11 protein-coding genes are annotated in these 15,515 nt (G+C 64.1%); 8 read left to right on the top strand and 3 right to left on the bottom strand.

What is annotated here, in order from left to right; genetic code table 11:
* Window positions 1-28: 28 nt before the first annotated feature.
* From HZZ16_RS22395 to HZZ16_RS22385, 3 genes are all read left to right on the top strand, one after another.
* Complete coding sequence (locus HZZ16_RS22395) at window positions 29-847, top strand: ABC transporter permease (RefSeq protein WP_197951773.1); 819 nt, start codon at window positions 29-31, stop codon at window positions 845-847.
* Window positions 848-967: 120 nt separating this feature from the next.
* The gene (locus HZZ16_RS22390; RefSeq protein WP_197951771.1) at window positions 968-2,296 is read left to right on the top strand and encodes a polyhydroxyalkanoate depolymerase; all 1,329 of its coding nucleotides are present in this window, start codon (window positions 968-970) and stop codon (window positions 2,294-2,296) included.
* 217 nt (window positions 2,297-2,513) lie between these two features.
* Window positions 2,514-3,353 (top strand): M48 family metallopeptidase, encoded by an 840-nt coding sequence (locus tag HZZ16_RS22385; protein ID WP_197951769.1) that lies wholly within the window; start codon window positions 2,514-2,516, stop codon window positions 3,351-3,353.
* Window positions 3,354-3,700: 347 nt separating this feature from the next.
* Here HZZ16_RS22385 and HZZ16_RS22380 read toward each other — a convergent pair whose 3' ends face one another.
* A complete protein-coding gene (locus HZZ16_RS22380) occupies window positions 3,701-5,911 on the bottom strand; it encodes a transglycosylase domain-containing protein (protein WP_197951766.1) in 2,211 nt (736 codons plus the stop codon).
* A 170-nt stretch (window positions 5,912-6,081) separates the two neighbouring features.
* Between HZZ16_RS22380 and HZZ16_RS22375 the strand changes: the two genes are divergently transcribed.
* Window positions 6,082-6,507 carry a DUF1330 domain-containing protein gene (locus HZZ16_RS22375; RefSeq protein WP_025033272.1) on the top strand — a complete coding sequence of 142 codons (426 nt, stop codon included), beginning with the start codon at window positions 6,082-6,084 and terminating at the stop codon, window positions 6,505-6,507.
* 128 nt (window positions 6,508-6,635) lie between these two features.
* Here the strand turns inward: HZZ16_RS22375 and HZZ16_RS22370 are convergent, their stop codons facing one another.
* The gene (locus tag HZZ16_RS22370; RefSeq protein WP_197951764.1) at window positions 6,636-7,859 is read right to left on the bottom strand and encodes an ABC transporter substrate-binding protein; all 1,224 of its coding nucleotides are present in this window, start codon (window positions 7,857-7,859) and stop codon (window positions 6,636-6,638) included.
* A 278-nt stretch (window positions 7,860-8,137) separates the two neighbouring features.
* Here HZZ16_RS22370 and HZZ16_RS22365 point away from each other — a divergent pair, with 278 nt between their 5' ends.
* Window positions 8,138-8,668, top strand: a complete 531-nt coding sequence (locus HZZ16_RS22365; RefSeq protein WP_197951762.1) for a methylated-DNA--[protein]-cysteine S-methyltransferase — start codon at window positions 8,138-8,140, stop codon at window positions 8,666-8,668.
* Window positions 8,669-8,811: 143 nt separating this feature from the next.
* Here the strand turns inward: HZZ16_RS22365 and HZZ16_RS22360 are convergent, their stop codons facing one another.
* Window positions 8,812-11,601 (bottom strand): [protein-PII] uridylyltransferase, encoded by a 2,790-nt coding sequence (locus HZZ16_RS22360; protein WP_197951760.1) that lies wholly within the window; start codon window positions 11,599-11,601, stop codon window positions 8,812-8,814.
* 243 nt (window positions 11,602-11,844) lie between these two features.
* Between HZZ16_RS22360 and HZZ16_RS22355 the strand changes: the two genes are divergently transcribed.
* From HZZ16_RS22355 to HZZ16_RS22345, 3 genes are all read left to right on the top strand, one after another.
* Window positions 11,845-12,354: an OsmC family protein gene (locus HZZ16_RS22355; protein ID WP_197951758.1), complete on the top strand. Its 510-nt coding sequence runs from the start codon at window positions 11,845-11,847 to the stop codon at window positions 12,352-12,354.
* 175 nt (window positions 12,355-12,529) lie between these two features.
* Complete coding sequence (locus tag HZZ16_RS22350; protein ID WP_197951756.1) at window positions 12,530-13,339, top strand: hypothetical protein; 810 nt, start codon at window positions 12,530-12,532, stop codon at window positions 13,337-13,339.
* 399 nt (window positions 13,340-13,738) lie between these two features.
* On the top strand, window positions 13,739-15,415 hold the full coding sequence (locus tag HZZ16_RS22345; protein ID WP_197951754.1) for a methyl-accepting chemotaxis protein: 1,677 nt from the start codon (window positions 13,739-13,741) through the stop codon (window positions 15,413-15,415).
* Window positions 15,416-15,515 lie beyond the last annotated feature (100 nt).

Here is a 15,515-nt window from a genome sequence, read left to right as displayed (position 1 = left end):
GGACTTTGATCGGGCAAAGGGCCGCGCCATGACCGACCTCTCCCTCCACCGCGGTATCTCGCTCCATCGCATCGGCGCGATGATCCTGCGCTATTGGTATCTCCTGCTGTCGTCCTGGCCGCGGCTGCTCGAGCTGCTCTATTGGCCGGCGCTGCAGGTCATCACCTGGGGCTTTCTGCAGCTCTACATCGCCGAGAATGCCAATTTCTTCGCGCGCGCCGGCGGCACGCTGATCGGCGCCGTCATCCTCTGGGACATCCTGTTCCGCGGCCAGCTCGGCTTCTCCATCTCGTTCCTGGAGGAGATGTGGGCGCGCAACCTCGGCAATCTCATGATGAGCCCCTTGAGGCCGATCGAGTTTCTGCTGGCGCTGATGGTCATGAGCCTGATCCGGCTTGCGATCGGGATCATTCCGATGACCCTGCTCGCGCTATTCCTGTTTCACTTCAACGTCTATGCCCTCGGCCTGCCGCTGATCGCGTTCTTCTGCAATCTGATCTTCACGAGCTGGTCGGTCGGCATCTTCGTCTCGGGCCTCGTGGTGCGTAACGGCCTCGGCGCCGAGAGCATCGTCTGGACCTTGATGTTCGCGATCCTGCCGCTCGCCTGCGTCTACTATCCCGTCAGCGTGTTGCCGGTCTGGCTGCAATACGTCGCCTGGGCATTGCCGCCGACCTATGCCTTCGAGGGAATGCGCGCGCTCCTGATCGAGCAGACCTTTAGGACCGATCTGATGCTGGAGGCGTTGTTCATCAATGCCGTCCTTTTGGTTGCATCTTTTGGGGCATTCCTTGCCCTTTTGCGCAGCGCAAAGCGGCACGGCTCGCTGCTGTCCGTCGGTGAATAACGTCACTTTCCCGTGGATTCATGCTGATTTGGCCGTTTCGAGCACGTAGATGTACGGAACCATGCATTGACGCAATATTGCGCATTCGGCAGTATGCTGCGATGCGAAGAGGATTATAATATGCCTATTGGTGAGTTTGGCGGCGCGCCGCCCCTGGCGGCAGAAGGCAGCCCGGTCCTGACGACGCCGATGTACTGGATGTACGAGATGGCGCACGCCTCTCTCAATCCGGCGCGTGCGGTCACCGACGCGACCAAGCTGCTGTTTCAGAATCCCCTCAATCCCTGGTCGCGCACCGAGGTCGGCAAGTCGGTCGCCGCGGCTTGCGAATTGTTCGAGCGCACCACGCGCCGTTACGGCAAGCCGGAATGGGGCCTCAACGACACCGAGGTCAACGGCATCCGCGTCCCCGTCGAGATCCGCTCGGTCTGGGAAAAGCCGTTCTGCAAGCTGCTCTACTTCGATCGCAAGTTCGCCCGTCCGTTGCGCAGCCCGCAGCCGCGCGTGCTGATCGTGGCGCCGATGTCCGGCCATTATGCGACGCTGCTGCGCGGCACGGTGGAAGCCTTCCTGCCGGCACATGAGGTCTACATCACCGACTGGGCCGATGCCCGCATGGTGCCCTTGAGCGAAGGCCGCTTCGATCTCGACGATTACATCGACTATGTCATCGAGATGCTGCATGTGCTCGGCGGCAACACCCACGTGATGGCGGTGTGCCAGCCCTCCGTGCCCGTCGTCGCGGCCGTCTCGATCATGGAAGCGCGGCGCGATCCGTTCGTGCCGACCTCGATGACGCTGATGGGCGGCCCGATCGACACCCGCCGCAATCCGACCGCGGTGAACAACCTCGCCCAGGAGCGCGGCATCGACTGGTTCCGCAACCACGTCATCACCAAGGTGCCGTTCCCGCATCCGGGCATGATGCGCGACGTCTATCCGGGATTCTTGCAGCTCAACGGCTTCATCAGCATGAATCTCGACCGGCACATGGATGCGCACAAGCAGCTGTTTGCCAATCTGGTGAAGGGCGACGGCGACCTCGTCGACAAGCATCGCGATTTCTACGACGAATATCTCGCGGTGATGGATCTGCCGGCCGAGTATTACCTGCAGACCGTCGACACCGTGTTCGTGAAGCACGCGCTGCCGAAGGGGGAGATGACCCATCGCGGAACTCGCGTCGATCCCTCCAAGGTCAAGCGCGTCGCGTTGATGACGGTCGAAGGCGAGAACGACGACATCTCCGGTCTCGGTCAGACCGAAGCGACGCATACATTGTGCAGCGCGATTCCCGATCATCGCCGCGTTCATTACGTCCAGAAGGGCGTCGGACATTACGGCGTGTTCAACGGATCGCGTTTCAAGTCGGAGATCGTGCCGCGGATTCACGATTTCATGGTTTCAGCTGCGAATCCTGCGTCGTTGCAGGCCCGCGCGGCTGAATAACCGCGAATTTCGGCTTTCCCGTCGAAATTTCGACCCCTGCCAGAGCCTCCAGCGGGGGCAAGTTCCCGCCAGATTCGCGGTATTTAGGTAGCTTTATAGGAGTGAGTCCACCCTCACCCCTTGGGGGTGTCGCATGCGTCCAGCGGGGGCGAAAATTGATGGTTCCAACCCCAGTCTGTAGGGTCTCCCGGACGCCTGACCCCTGTATATTGGGCAAATGATTTGTTTTTGCGCCGAGCGCTTTCCCTGGCGGCGGTTATGGCAGAATCCGGGCGCACTCCTGCTCCCCGGACTGACAGACATGGCCACTCGCGCACTCCTCTATCGTCGGCCCCACGAACCGAAGACCCTCGTCATCACTCACGGATCGCAATTCTTTGCGATTCGGCTGCGCCGGCACCGCCGCGCGCGGCGCTACACGCTCAGAATTCATCCGAGCGACCGCGAAGCCATCCTCACCATGCCGCCGCGCGGCACGCTTGCCGAGGCCAAGGACTTCGCACAGCGTCACGGTGCGTGGATCGCCGCGCGCCTCGGCCGTTTGCCGAAGGCCGCACCCTTCCAGCCGGGCACGGTGATACCACTGCGCGGCACGCCCCATCGCATCGTTCATCGCGCCGGTCAGCGCGGCACGGTGTGGGCCGAGATGCGCGACAGCGGTGAGCGCATTCTCTGCGTCGCCGGCGGGCTCGAGCATGTCGATCGGCGCGTCAGCGATTTCCTCAAGCGCGAGGCGCGCCGCGACCTGCAGCGCTCGGCGGAGGTCTACGCGGCCGAGCTCGGCGTCAGGGTCAAGCGGCTCTCGATCCGCGATCAGTCCAGCCGCTGGGGCTCCTGCACCTCGGCCGGCTCACTGTCGTTCTCCTGGCGGCTGATCCTCGCTCCGCCCTTCGTGCTCGACTACCTCGCCGCGCACGAGGTCGCCCATCTCGTCGAGATGAACCACTCGCCGCGCTTCTGGCGCGTCTGCGGCAAGATCTGCCCGTCGATGGAGCGCGCCAAGAAGTGGCTCGACACCTGCGGCAACGATCTGCACAGGTACGGCGTCGAGGATTAGGACGGCGGTATCAATTCATACTCCCCGTCGTCCCGAACAAGCGCAGCGAAGCGGAGCGCAGATCTGGGACCCATAACCACAGGGAGAGGTCTTGGCGAAGACTCGGGGTTACGAGTTGTGTGCCGAAGCGACTTTCTGTGGTTATGGATCCCCGCGTTCGCGAGGATGGCACCAAGTGTGAGGCGAGAGCTTGCCGACTGCTCCCTTCGGGAGGGAGTGACACCCGAGTTCGGGCCTCCACCGTCTGTGCCCCCGCGACAAGCTGTTGATTTTGTTATCGTCGGCTACTGTGCATGGGGTTGTTTTCGCACTTTTGTTTTGAGGCCCCGACTGGCCTCAGCCCGTGGCTACCGATTCCCGCCAAACAACCGGTCCATCAGCCAGCCGTCGAGCCCAGCGGCCGCCTCGGGGCGCACATTGGCGCGCGTCGGAGGCGGCGGGCGATAGCCGCCCGCATTCGCTTGTGGCGGTGGCGTGGGCGTCGGCGGCGACACCTGCGAGGCCGCCTGCGTGAGGCTCGACAGGCCCCAGCCGCCAGGGGAGCTCGGCAAGGCTGCCACCGGCACGCCCTCGTGCGCCGTCTTCATGAAGCGCGACCAGACTTCGACCGGCAGGCCGCCGCCGGTCGCCTTCTTGGTCGGAGAGTTGTCGTCATTGCCGAGCCAGACGCCGGTGACGAGGCTGGCAGTGTAGCCGATGAACCAGGCGTCGCGGTAATCCTGGCTGGTGCCGGTCTTGCCCGCGGCTGGCCAGCCGGGGATCTCCGCCTTCTTGGCGGTGCCCGATATCAGCGTCTCCCGCATCATCGCATTCATCATGCCGACATAGCGGGGGTCGATGACCTGGTTGCGCTCTTCGGGCTGGCGCATGTAGAGCAGCTTGCCGCCGAGCGTCCTGATCCTCGTAACCACATGCGGCGCCACTGCGAGCCCGCCATTGGCGAACGGCGCATAGGCGCCGACCAGCTCGACGACCGAGACTTCCGACGTGCCGAGCGCGATCGAGGCATTGGGCTCGAGCTTGGAGGAGATGCCGAGCCGGTGCGCGGTGCGCACCACGTTCTTCGGCCCGACCTCGAGGCCGAGACGGATGGCGACCGTGTTGAGCGACATCGCCAGCGCCTGCGTCAGCGTCACCGCGCCGAAATATTCATGGGTGTAGTTCTCAGGTCTCCAGCCCTTCACCTCGATCGGCGCGTCCTGGCGCATCGTGTCCGGCGTCAGGCCCTGTTCGAGCGCGGTCAGGTACACGAACGGCTTGAACGAGGAGCCTGGCTGGCGCTTGGCCGTGACCGCGCGATTGTATTGGCTCTCGGAATAGTTCCGCCCGCCCACCATGGCGCGCACCGCGCCGTCGGGCGTCATGGCGACCAGCGCGCCCTGGCTGACGTTGAACTTCACGCTCTTGGCCGCCAGCTCGTCGATGATGGCGGCCTCCGCCACGCTCTGCAGCTTCGGATCAATCGTGGTCTCGACCTTGATGCTCTCATCGATCTGCCCGACCAGATCGTCCAGCACCTCGCCGATCCAGTCGGCGACGTAGTTCACCGTGCCGGCGCCGGCCGGCTTCACGTTGTAGGAGGGATGGCCGATCGAGGCCTTTGCCTGTGCGTCGGTGATGAATTTTGCGTCCGCCATCGCCGCGAGCACGATCTGCGCCCGCGCTTCGGCGCCTTCGGGGTTGCGGTTCGGGGCAAGGCGGGAGGGCGACTTGACGAGGCCGGCCAGCATGGCGGCTTCCGCCACCGTCACGGTCTTGGCCGACTTGCCGAAATATTTCTGCGCCGCCGCCTCGACGCCGTAGGCGCCGGAGCCGAAATAGACCCGGTTGAGATAAAGCTCCAGGATCTCGTCCTTGGAATGCTTGCGCTCGAGCCAGATCGCGAGCTCCACCTCCTGCAGCTTGCGCTGCACGGTGCGCTCCTGGGTCAGGAACAGGTTTTTCGCGAGCTGCTGCGTCAAGGTCGAGCCGCCCTGCGACACGCCGCGATGGAGCACGTTGGTGACGAGGGCGCGCAGGATGCCGACCGGGTCTATGCCGAAATGCGAATAGAAGCGGCGGTCCTCGATGGCGATGAACGCCTTCGGCAAATACGGCGGCAAATCCTTCAGCGCGACATTGGCGCCGGCCATCTCGCCGCGCTGTGCCAGAATGCTGCCGTCGATGCCGACGATCTGGATCGTCGGCGGGCGCTTGGGGATCTCCAGCGACTGGATCGGCGGCAAATGCGCACCGACATAGATCACGACGCCGATCACGGCGATGACGCCCCACAGGCTCAGCACCGCGCCCCAATAGACCAGGCGGCCGAGGCCGGCACCGAAGCGCGACTTCGACCGCCGCTTGGCGCCGCTGCGGCTGGCTGGCGCTTTGCGCTCGCGCGGCGGCTCGTCGCCTGCGTCCTCGCTCTTGCGCTTGGCGGATTGTTTGGCAGATTTCTTCGGCTTGTCGTCGCCGCCGGGAACGCGGTCTGCCGGGGTGAGGCGCAGATCGGCGAGCGCCGCGGGCAAGCCGAACAGCGGCTCCTTCCGCGCACCCTTTTTCTTTCCCCACGCCATACGCCAAATGCCCGGTCAGCCCGCCCCGCCGAGACGCTAGCGGTCGCTGTTTAAGGCCGGGTTACCCCGGCGTTAACGCACGATTAGGAGATGCGGCATTCGCCGTCCGCAGTTCCGCTTCCGGGGCGGCGAGGCTAGGATCGCCGGCACCAATAAGAAGAGGGAGCGCCATGGGCCATATCGATCCGACCAAGGAGATCTTCGCGCAATTCCGGGAGAACGATCGCCCGGGCCCGATTCACATGCTCAACCTGGTGCGCCTGCGCAAAGAGGCGGCCTATCCTGACGGCCGCAAGGCCAGCGGCGCGGAAGCCTATGCGGCCTATGGCCGCGAAAGCGGCCCGGTGTTCGAACGTCTCGGCGGCCGCATCGTCTGGCAGGGCAAATTCGAGCTGATGCTGATCGGACCGCAGGAGGAACGCTGGGACCATTGCTTCATCGCCGAATATCCGAGCGTCGCCGCCTTCGTCGAGATGATCCGCGACCCCGTCTATCGTGAGGCTGTGAAGCACCGCCAAGCCGCGGTGGAGGATTCGCGGCTGATCCGGCACGCCGTGCTGCCGGTCGGGAAGAACTTTGGGGAGATACCCACCTGAATGTCATGTGGCGAATCTCTCGCCATCGTCATGGCCGGGCTTGACCCGGCCATCCACGAATTCCCTTCGGCCAAGAACGTGGATGCCCGGGACAAGCCCGGGCATGACGTCGCAGAGGCAGAAGCGTCCTAGCCCGACGGGCCGGTGTCCTCGATGATCGGTCCGAACAGCTCCCAGCGTTCGCCGTTGAACTTCATCATCTGCATCTGCTTGTTGACGCGGTAGTCGTTCGGCCCGGTGTTGATCTTGATGCCGGGCAGCGCCAGGCTCGGTACGAAGCCCTTGATATTGGCGGCCTGCTTCATGACGTTCTCGCGCGTCAAATCGTCGCCGCATTGCTTCAAGACCTGCACCAGCAGCTCCGCCACCGAATAGGCATAGGTGTTGACGGTGTTGAGCTTGTCGCCTTCCGGGAAATATTTGTCCATGAAGGCGAAGAAGGCCTTCACGCCCGGATCGTCCTTCCACTGGGGATCGCCGGGATCCTTGCCGTAGTTCGTCGAGATGATGCCCTTGGAGATGTCGAGGCCGGCCGGCTTCAGCGTCGCCGACACCGGGCTCGCATTGATGTCGAGGATGTGCACGGGCGTCCAGCCAAGGTCGGCGAGCTTCTTGATCGCCTGCGCTGCGAATTTCGGCGTCGAGGCGTCGTAGAACAGATCGACGCCCATCGACTTCAGCTTGACCACCTGCGAATCGACGGTCGGGTCGGTCACCTCGTAGGAGACCTCGCCGACGATCATGCTGGCCTTGTCGCCGAGGCCGCTCTTGAGGCCGGCGAGATAGTCACGGCCCATGTCGTCGTTCTGGTAGAGCACGCCGATCTTGGCGTTGGGATGATTGGCGAGAATGTATTTTGCGTAGATCCGTCCCTCGGACACGTAGTTCGGATTGTAGGCCATGGTCCAGGGATAGTTCTGCGGATCGTTGAAGCGCGCGGCGCCGGTCGAGGCCAGCAGCTGAGGGATCTTCTTGCCATTGAGGTACTTCTGCACGGCGGCGTTCGCGGCTGTGCCGATCAGCTGGAAGGTGAAGAGCACTTCGTCGCCTTCGACCAGCTTGCGCACCTGCTCCACGGTCTTCGGCGGCGAATAGGCATCGTCATACTGGATCAAATTGATCTTGCGGCCGTTGATGCCGCCCTGATCGTTGATCATCTTGAAGTAAGCGGCCTGGGTCTTGCCGATATTGGCATAGACCGAATAGGCGCCGGAGAACGGCACGGTCTGGCCGATCTTGATCTCAGTGTCGCTTGCGCCGGTGTCGTATTTCTTCTGGGCGAGGGCCTGGCTGGTCGAGACTGTGACGGCGAACGCCGCCGTGGCAGCTAAGAAGGCTCTGCGATTGTTCATTTTGGTTCGTTCCTCCTGACGGAATTTTAGGCCGATGGTCTTTCTCCGTTGATTGCAACGGTCGCCATCGCTGCCGAAGATTGTGGAGGAAGGTTCGCCGCAGCGCAAGGATCGCGGCGCTGTGCCGTAGCGTCTCAGGCGAGAAACATCGCAATTAGTGCGATTGCCGCCGGCAGCGCTTGCAAGGTGAGCTCCCCCAAAAGCGTCAGCTTTCGGGTGGACGTTAGCATGCGCGCCATGGCAAGTGCGATCGATGTGTTCCGCTCCCCTGGTGCCGTATGCCCGCTCGATCAACCAAGATGCCTGAACGCTTCGGCCTCGATCGCCTGGCGACGCCGATCGGGATCGCGCTGCTGGTCACCGATGCCGAGGGCAAGCTGCGGGCGCTCGATTGGCATGATTACGAGCAGCGGATGCGCGAGCTGTTGCGCCTGCATTATGGGACAGTCGATCTCAGCGATCGGCCGGCGCCGGCAGAGATGCGCACCGCGCTGTCGGGCTATTTCGAAGGCGAGCTCGATCAGCTCTCCGGCATCGCCTGGCGCACCGCCGGCACGCCGTTCCAGCAGAAGGTCTGGATCGCGCTTTCGCAAATCCCAGCTGGCACCACGCTGAGCTACGGCGCGCTCGCCGCGACCATCGGCATGCCCAGGGCGATTCGCGCCGTTGGCCACGCCAACGGCTCCAACCCGATCAGCGTGGTGCTGCCGTGTCACCGCCTGATCGGTGCGGACGGCTCGCTGGTGAAATACGGCGGCGGCCTCGCGCGCAAGCGTTGGCTGCTGCGGCACGAGGGCGTGGAGGTCTAGGTCTCTCCCCATCGTCATTCCGGGGCGCGCGTAGCGCGAGCCCGGAATCCATATCCACCGGCTGTGGTTATAGATTCCGGGCCTGGCCTTCGGCCATCCCGGAATGACGAGAGGAGATGCTTTGCGCGGGACCTTCTGTCTGCCTACGCCGCCGGCTGCACCGCCTTGTCGCCGGCCATCACATGGGTCAGCGCGCTCTTGATCGCGGCCTGGCGCGTCGGCGCATTGATCTGCGCGCCCAGGAGGTCGGTGACGTAGAACACGTCGCGCGCGCGCTCGCCGAAGGTCGCGACATGGGCCGAGGCGATGTTGAGATTGAGCTTGGAGATCGCGGTGGTCAGCTCGTAGAGCAGGCCGGGCCGGTCGAGCCCGGAGACCTCGATCACGGTGTAGCGATCGGACCATTGGTTGTTGATGGTCACCTCCGGCTCGATCACGAAGGGTCTTGCCTTGCTGCGCACGGTGCGCCGCGCCACCACTTCCGGCAGGCGCAGCTTGCCCTCCAGCACGTCCTCGATCATCTCGCCGATGCGCGTGGCGCGCCGTCCCTCGTCCTCGTCGCGGTCGTATTCGCGCGAGATCGAGATGGTGTCGAGCGCGCGGCCGTCGGTCGTGGTGTAGATCTGGGCGTCGACGATGTTGGCGCCGGCCGAGGCGCAGGCGCCGGCAATGATCGACAGCAGCCAGGGATGGTCGGCGGCGAAGATCGTCAGTTCGGTGACGCCGCGCACCTCGTCGAAACCGACATTGATGGCGAGCTTGTGGCCGGCCTGCTCGCTGGAGCGGACGAAACGCGCGTGCCGGATCTTGCGCGGCAGCTCGACCTTGAGCCAATAGGCCGGATAGTGCCGGCCGATATAGGCATCGAGCTCGTCCTTCGGCCATTCGGCGAAGGCCATGCGGAATTCGGCGTGCGCAGCGGCAAGGCGCTTGCCGCGGTCGACTTCCGAGAAGCCGCCCGTCAGCACCGGCTCGGTCTCGTAGTACAGCGAGCGCAAGAGCTGCGCCTTCCAGCCGTTCCACACGCCCGGCCCGACGCCGCGGATGTCGGCGGTGGTCAGGATGGTCAGCAGCTTCATCTGCTCGACAGACTGCACCACGGCAGCGAAATTCTCGATGGTCTTGCGGTCGGAGAGGTCGCGCGACTGCGCGACCGTGGACATCGTCAGGTGCTCTTCGATCAGCCAGGCCACGAGCTCGGTGTCGGCTGGGCTGAAGCCGAGCCGCGGGCAGAGCCGCCGCGCCACCTTGGCGCCGGCGATGGAGTGGTCCTCGGGCCGGCCCTTGGCGACGTCGTGCAGCAGCGTTGCGATATAGATCACCGCGCGGTGCTCGGACCGGATCTTGCGGAACAGGTCGCTCGCCAGCGCGAACTCCTCGATGCCGCCGCGCTCGATGTCCTGCAGGAAGCCGATGCAGCGGATCAGGTGCTCGTCGACGGTGTAGTGATGATACATGTTGAACTGCATCATCGAGACGATCTTGCCGAAGGCGCGGATGAAGTGGCCGAGCACGCCGGTCTCGTTCATCCGCCGCAGCACGATCTCGGCATTGTCGGAGGTCAGGATCTCCATGAACAGCCGGTTGGCCTCGGGATTCTCGCGCAAGCCCGCGTTGATCAGGCCGAGCGAGCGCGTCACGTCGCGCATCGCATCCGGGTGGAAGGCGAGGTTGTTCTTCTGCGCGAGGCGGAAGATGCGGATCAGATTGACCGGGTCGTGCTTGAACACGTCGGGCGCGGCGACGTTGATACGGTTGTTGTCTACGATGAAGTCGTCGCTGTCGGGGACGCGCCGCTTCACCGCGCTGGGTCGCAGCCGCGCCATCATCCGGCTCAGCACCGGGGCGGGCTTGGCCTGCTGGTCCTCGAGCTTGGCGCAGAGGATGGCGGTGAGGTTGCCGACTTCCTTGGCGACCAGGAAGTAATGCTTCATGAAGCGCTCGACGTCCTGCATGCCCGGATGCGAGGTGTAGCCGAGACGTATCGCGATCTCGCGCTGGAGGTCGAAGGACAGGCGCTCCTCGGCGCGGTTGCAGTAGAAATGCAGATTGCAGCGCACCGACCAGAGGAAATCGGCGCAGCGGCGGAAGGTGCGATATTCCTGTGCGTCGAACACGCCGCGCCCGACCAACTCGTGGGTATCGCGCACGCGGTAGACGTATTTGGCGATCCAGAACAGCGTGTGCAGGTCGCGCAAGGCCCCCTTGCCGTCCTTGACGTTGGGCTCGACCAGGTAGCGCGACTGGCCGCCGCGGCGGTGGCGCTCCTCGCGCTCGGCGAGCTTTGCGGTGACGAATTCGGACGCGGTGCCCTGCACCACTTCCTTGTCGAAGCGCTCGACCAGCTCCTCATAGAGCGGCTTGTCGCCGGTGAGGAACCGCGTCTCCAGGATCGCAGTGCGGATCGTCATGTCGCCGCGCGCCTGCCGGATCGATTCGTCGACCGATCGCGTGGCGTGACCGACCTTCAGCCCCATGTCCCAGAGGCAATAGAGGATCGCTTCGGCGACCTGCTCGCCCCAGGCGGTCTGCTTGTAGGGCAGGATGAACAGCAGATCGATGTCCGATTCCGGGGCCATCAGGCCGCGGCCGTAGCCGCCGGTCGCCACCACCGCCATGCGCTCGGCGCCGCTCGGGATCGGCGAGCGGTAGAGATGGCGCGTCGCGGCCGAATACAGGATGCGGATGATCTCGTCCTGCACGTGGCACAGCCGCTCGGCGCAGCGGCGGCCGTGGCGGTCCTTCAGAAGGATCGCCTGGGCGGCGGCGCGCGCCGCGATCAGCTCCGCCTTGAGCAATAGCGCCATCGCCGTGCGGAACGCGTCCTCGCGCCCCTCGTGCTTCTCGGCGAGCGCATCGACCGCGGCGGTGATCCGTGCGGTATCGAAGCGCTCGTCCACCTGTGGCTTCTGCTCAGTCGCGACGCTGTCCATGTCTCACCGGATATAAGAGGTGACAGGCGCTGTCACGAGACATTCGCAACGGCACGACCGGCGAGTTTCGCCACGCAGATGAATCGGCCCCGACCCCCGTATCGGTGCCCGGGGTAACGTCATGAATGTGCTCAGATTTTTCTCTTGGATCCCGGCTGCTCATGACTGCCTCTACCAATCATGGGCTGACACCAAACCAATCGCCCTCTATACCGCTCGTCGATATCCCCGGGAGAGAACAAGATGGACGCTGCAGAGCTGCGCCAGATGCAGGCCCCGATCAAGGAGCGCTACAAGACCGATCCCAAGGCTGCGCTGATCACGCTGAAGGCCAAGGGCTCCACCGACAGCGACGGTATCGCCTGCAAGGTCGAAACCGGCCGCGCCATCGCAACGGCTGGTCTCCACCCCGCCACCGGCGGCTCCGGCCTCGAGCTCTGCTCCGGCGACATGCTGCTCGAAGCCCTGGTCGCCTGTGCCGGCGTCACCCTGAAATCGGTCGCGACCGCGATCGAGGTGCCCTTGAAGACCGGCAACGTTTACGCCGAGGGTGATCTCGATTTCCGCGGCACGCTCGGCATCGACAAGGAGACTCCCGTCGGTTTCGCCGAGATCCGTCTGCGCTTCGAGGTCGACACCGACGCCCCGCAGGACAAGCTCGACCTGCTGCTCAAGCTCACCGAGCGGTATTGTGTGGTCTACCAGACCATCAAGAACGGCCCGAAGGTTTCGGTGTCGATGCAGCGGATGTGACTCTTACCCTCCCCTGGAGGGGGAGGGTCGATCGCGCGCAGCGCGAGCGGGGTGGGGTGATCTCTCCACTCGGGCACCGTATCCGTCGAGAGACTATCACCCCACCCCGTCTCATATTTCGCTGCGCTCAAGATGAGCCGACCCTCCCCCTCCAGGGGAGGGTAAGAAGCCAAAAATGTCCCTCGACCTCCACTTCCTCCTCTTCCTGCTCCTGCGCATGGCGATCGCGGCGGCGTTCGTGGTGACGGCATCGATCATCACCGAACGCTCCGGACCGGTGATCGGCGCGCTGATCGCGACCCTGCCGGTCTCGGCCGGGCCGTCCTACGTCTTTCTTGCGATCGATCATGACGCCGCGTTCATCGCGCAGGGCGCGCTGGCGAGTCTGCCGGTCAATGCGGCGACGATCTTGATGTGCCTCACTTACGTCGTGCTGTCGCAGCGGCACACCCTCCTGGTGAGTTGCGGGAGCGCTTTCGCGATATGGATCGGGATGGCCTCGATCATCCGCCAGTTCGACTGGTCGCTCGCGGCGGGGCTCGCCGCCAATCTGATCGCGTTCGGCATCTGCATTCCACTGCTCGCGCGTTATCGCCATGTGAAGATGCCGCTGGCGACGCGCCGCTGGTACGATGTGCCGATGCGCGCTGCGCTGGTTGCGACCCTCGTCGCCATCGTGGTTTCGACATCGAGCTGGGTCGGCCCGCGCATCAGCGGCATCATCGCACTCTTTCCCGTGGTGTTCTCCAGCATCATGGTGATCCTGCATCCGCGCATCGGTGGACCGCCGACCGCCGCCGTGCTCGCCAACTCCGCCTGGGGCCTGCTCGGCTTTGGCATGGCCATCGCCGTCCTGCACGTGGCAGTCGTGTGGTTCGGCTCCGCCGTCGGTCTGTGCATCGCGCTCGCAACCTGCGTGGCCTGGAATCTGACGCTGTGGGGAATTGGACGACGCGCCTTGCGCCACGCGCGGCCGATGCCGTGAGACTACGGATATGGGCGACACGACGTCGCGAGAAGCCGATGTGGCCGCTCGAGTCACGCGAAGAAACGAGGCATCTTCTCAAACCGTTGAACGAGCGCCATCATTTCAAGTCCTGCCGTGCTGTTCCGGCGTGAGTTCCAGCGCCTGTTCGCGCGGACAGGTGATTCACCCCGTCGAATTCCCGACCGTAAAATTAGAACTTTGTTCGAGCTTTTGCCGTAGAGAATCAGGCTGCCCGCTCGCTTCCGCTGCTGTCCGTACAAATCGTGATGGACCTGCATCCAACTCATCGGATCCGGGGGGCGCCGATTGGAATATGTCAGCACTGCTGCACGATCAGTTCCGCGATACCGACGGGCATATCCCCCTTCGGCTCAATTTCGAGATGGAGATTTCCTGATGTTCGGTCGCAAGTCCCATGGTGATGCACAAGCGCGGCTCGATGCCCTCGGCCGTTCGCAGGCGATGATCGAATTCAATCTCGATGGGACGATCATCACAGCCAACAAGAATTTTCTCGACGCACTCGGCTACCGGCTCGAGGAGATCCAGGGCAAGCATCACTCGATGTTCGTGCCGGCCGATCAGCGCGACAGCGCCGAGTACAAGGCGTTCTGGGCTGCATTGAACCGTGGCGAGTATCAGGCGCGCGAGTTCAAGCGGATCGCGAAAGACGGCCACGAGGTCTGGATCGAAGCATCCTACAATCCGGTGCTCGACGGCAACGGCAAGACGGTGATGGTCGCCAAGATTGCGACCGACATCACCGAGAAGAAGATCCGCAGCATGACGGACGCCTCCAAGATCGCTGCCATCAGCCGCGCCCAGGCCGTCATCGAGTTCAAACTCGACGGCACCGTCGTCACGGCCAACGAGAATTTCTGCAAGGCGCTCGGCTACTCGCTCGACGAGATCAAGGGCAAGCATCACAGCCTGTTCGTGGCGGACGCCGATCGCAACGGCTCGGCCTATCGCGAATTCTGGGCTGCGCTCAACCGCGGCGAATACCAGGCGGGCGAGTTCAAGCGGATCGGCAAGGGCGGCCGCGAGGTCTGGATCCTCGCCTCCTACAATCCGTTGCTCGACGAAAAGGGCAAGCCGTACGGCGTCGTCAAGTTCGCGACCGACGTCACCGCGGAGAAGCTGAAGAATGCCGATCTCGCCGGCCAGATCGAGGCGATCGACAAGGCCCAGGCCGTGATCGAGTTCAACATGGACGGCACGATCATCACCGCCAACGCCAACTTCCTCGGCGCGCTCGGCTATTCGCTGGCCGAGATCAAGGGCAGACATCACAGCATGTTCGTCGAGCCCTCCGAGCGCGACGGTGCCCGCTATCGCGAGTTCTGGGCCGCGCTCAATCGCGGCCAGTACCAGGCGGCCGAATACAAGCGCATCGGCAAGGGCGGCAAGGAGGTCTACATCCAGGCCTCCTACAATCCGATCCTCGACCTCAACGGCAAGCCGTTCAAGGTCGTCAAATACGCCACCGACGTCACCAAGCAGGTCCTGGTCCGCATGGGCAACGAGCGTGTCCGCGGCATGATGGAATCGGTCGCCGCCGGCTCGGAGGAGCTCAACGCCTCGGTGCGGGAGATCTCCGAAGCCATGACCAAGTCGCGCGAGACCGCGATGGGCGCGGTCGAGCAGGTCGGCGCCGCCGACGCGCAGGCCCAGCGGCTCACCGAGGCCGCGCAGGCGATGAGCGGCATCGTCGAGATGATCAACAACATCACCGGGCAGATCAACCTGCTCGCGCTCAACGCCACGATCGAATCGGCGCGCGCGGGCGAGGCCGGCCGTGGCTTCGCGGTGGTCGCTTCCGAGGTCAAGAGCCTCGCCAACCAGGCCAAGCAGGCGACCGACAAGATCGGTCAGGAGATCGCCAGCCTCAACAGCATCTCCGGCGACGTCGTCAGTGCGCTCAGCTCGATCAAGCAGGCAATCAACAATGTCAGCGAGTACGTGACCTCGACCGCCGCCGCGATCGAGGAGCAGAGCACGGTGACCAACGAGATGTCGACCAGCATGCAGCGCGCCGCCGCGGAAGCCGCGGCGATCGCGGCGAGGGCGTAAGCCAGGCGTTTCGCTTTCGGTGCAGAAAATATCGTAGCGCGCATGAGCGAGCGATATGCGGCGACAGAATCGTAGGGTGGGCAAAGGCTCGCAGTTTGCG

The sequence above is a fragment of the Bradyrhizobium glycinis genome (assembly GCF_016031655.1).
Classification (GTDB): Bacteria; Pseudomonadota; Alphaproteobacteria; order Rhizobiales; family Xanthobacteraceae; genus Bradyrhizobium; species Bradyrhizobium glycinis.
The sequence above is the reverse complement of the archived record's forward strand: the minus strand, read 5'-3'. Positions and strand labels throughout refer to the sequence as shown.

Coding starts and splice junctions, on each gene's coding strand:
- HZZ16_RS22380 (WP_197951766.1), bottom strand. CDS start 5,911: ATGGCGTGGGGAAAGAAAAAGGGTGCGCGGAAGGAGCCGCTGTTCGGC.
- HZZ16_RS22365 (WP_197951762.1), top strand. CDS start 8,138: ATGCCCGCTCGATCAACCAAGATGCCTGAACGCTTCGGCCTCGATCGC.
- HZZ16_RS22355 (WP_197951758.1), top strand. CDS start 11,845: ATGGACGCTGCAGAGCTGCGCCAGATGCAGGCCCCGATCAAGGAGCGC.
- HZZ16_RS22350 (WP_197951756.1), top strand. CDS start 12,530: ATGTCCCTCGACCTCCACTTCCTCCTCTTCCTGCTCCTGCGCATGGCG.
- HZZ16_RS22345 (WP_197951754.1), top strand. CDS start 13,739: ATGTTCGGTCGCAAGTCCCATGGTGATGCACAAGCGCGGCTCGATGCC.
- HZZ16_RS22375 (WP_025033272.1), top strand. CDS start 6,082: ATGGGCCATATCGATCCGACCAAGGAGATCTTCGCGCAATTCCGGGAG.
- HZZ16_RS22385 (WP_197951769.1), top strand. CDS start 2,514: ATGATTTGTTTTTGCGCCGAGCGCTTTCCCTGGCGGCGGTTATGGCAG.
- HZZ16_RS22370 (WP_197951764.1), bottom strand. CDS start 7,859: ATGAACAATCGCAGAGCCTTCTTAGCTGCCACGGCGGCGTTCGCCGTC.
- HZZ16_RS22360 (WP_197951760.1), bottom strand. CDS start 11,601: ATGGACAGCGTCGCGACTGAGCAGAAGCCACAGGTGGACGAGCGCTTC.
- HZZ16_RS22390 (WP_197951771.1), top strand. CDS start 968: ATGCCTATTGGTGAGTTTGGCGGCGCGCCGCCCCTGGCGGCAGAAGGC.
- HZZ16_RS22395 (WP_197951773.1), top strand. CDS start 29: ATGACCGACCTCTCCCTCCACCGCGGTATCTCGCTCCATCGCATCGGC.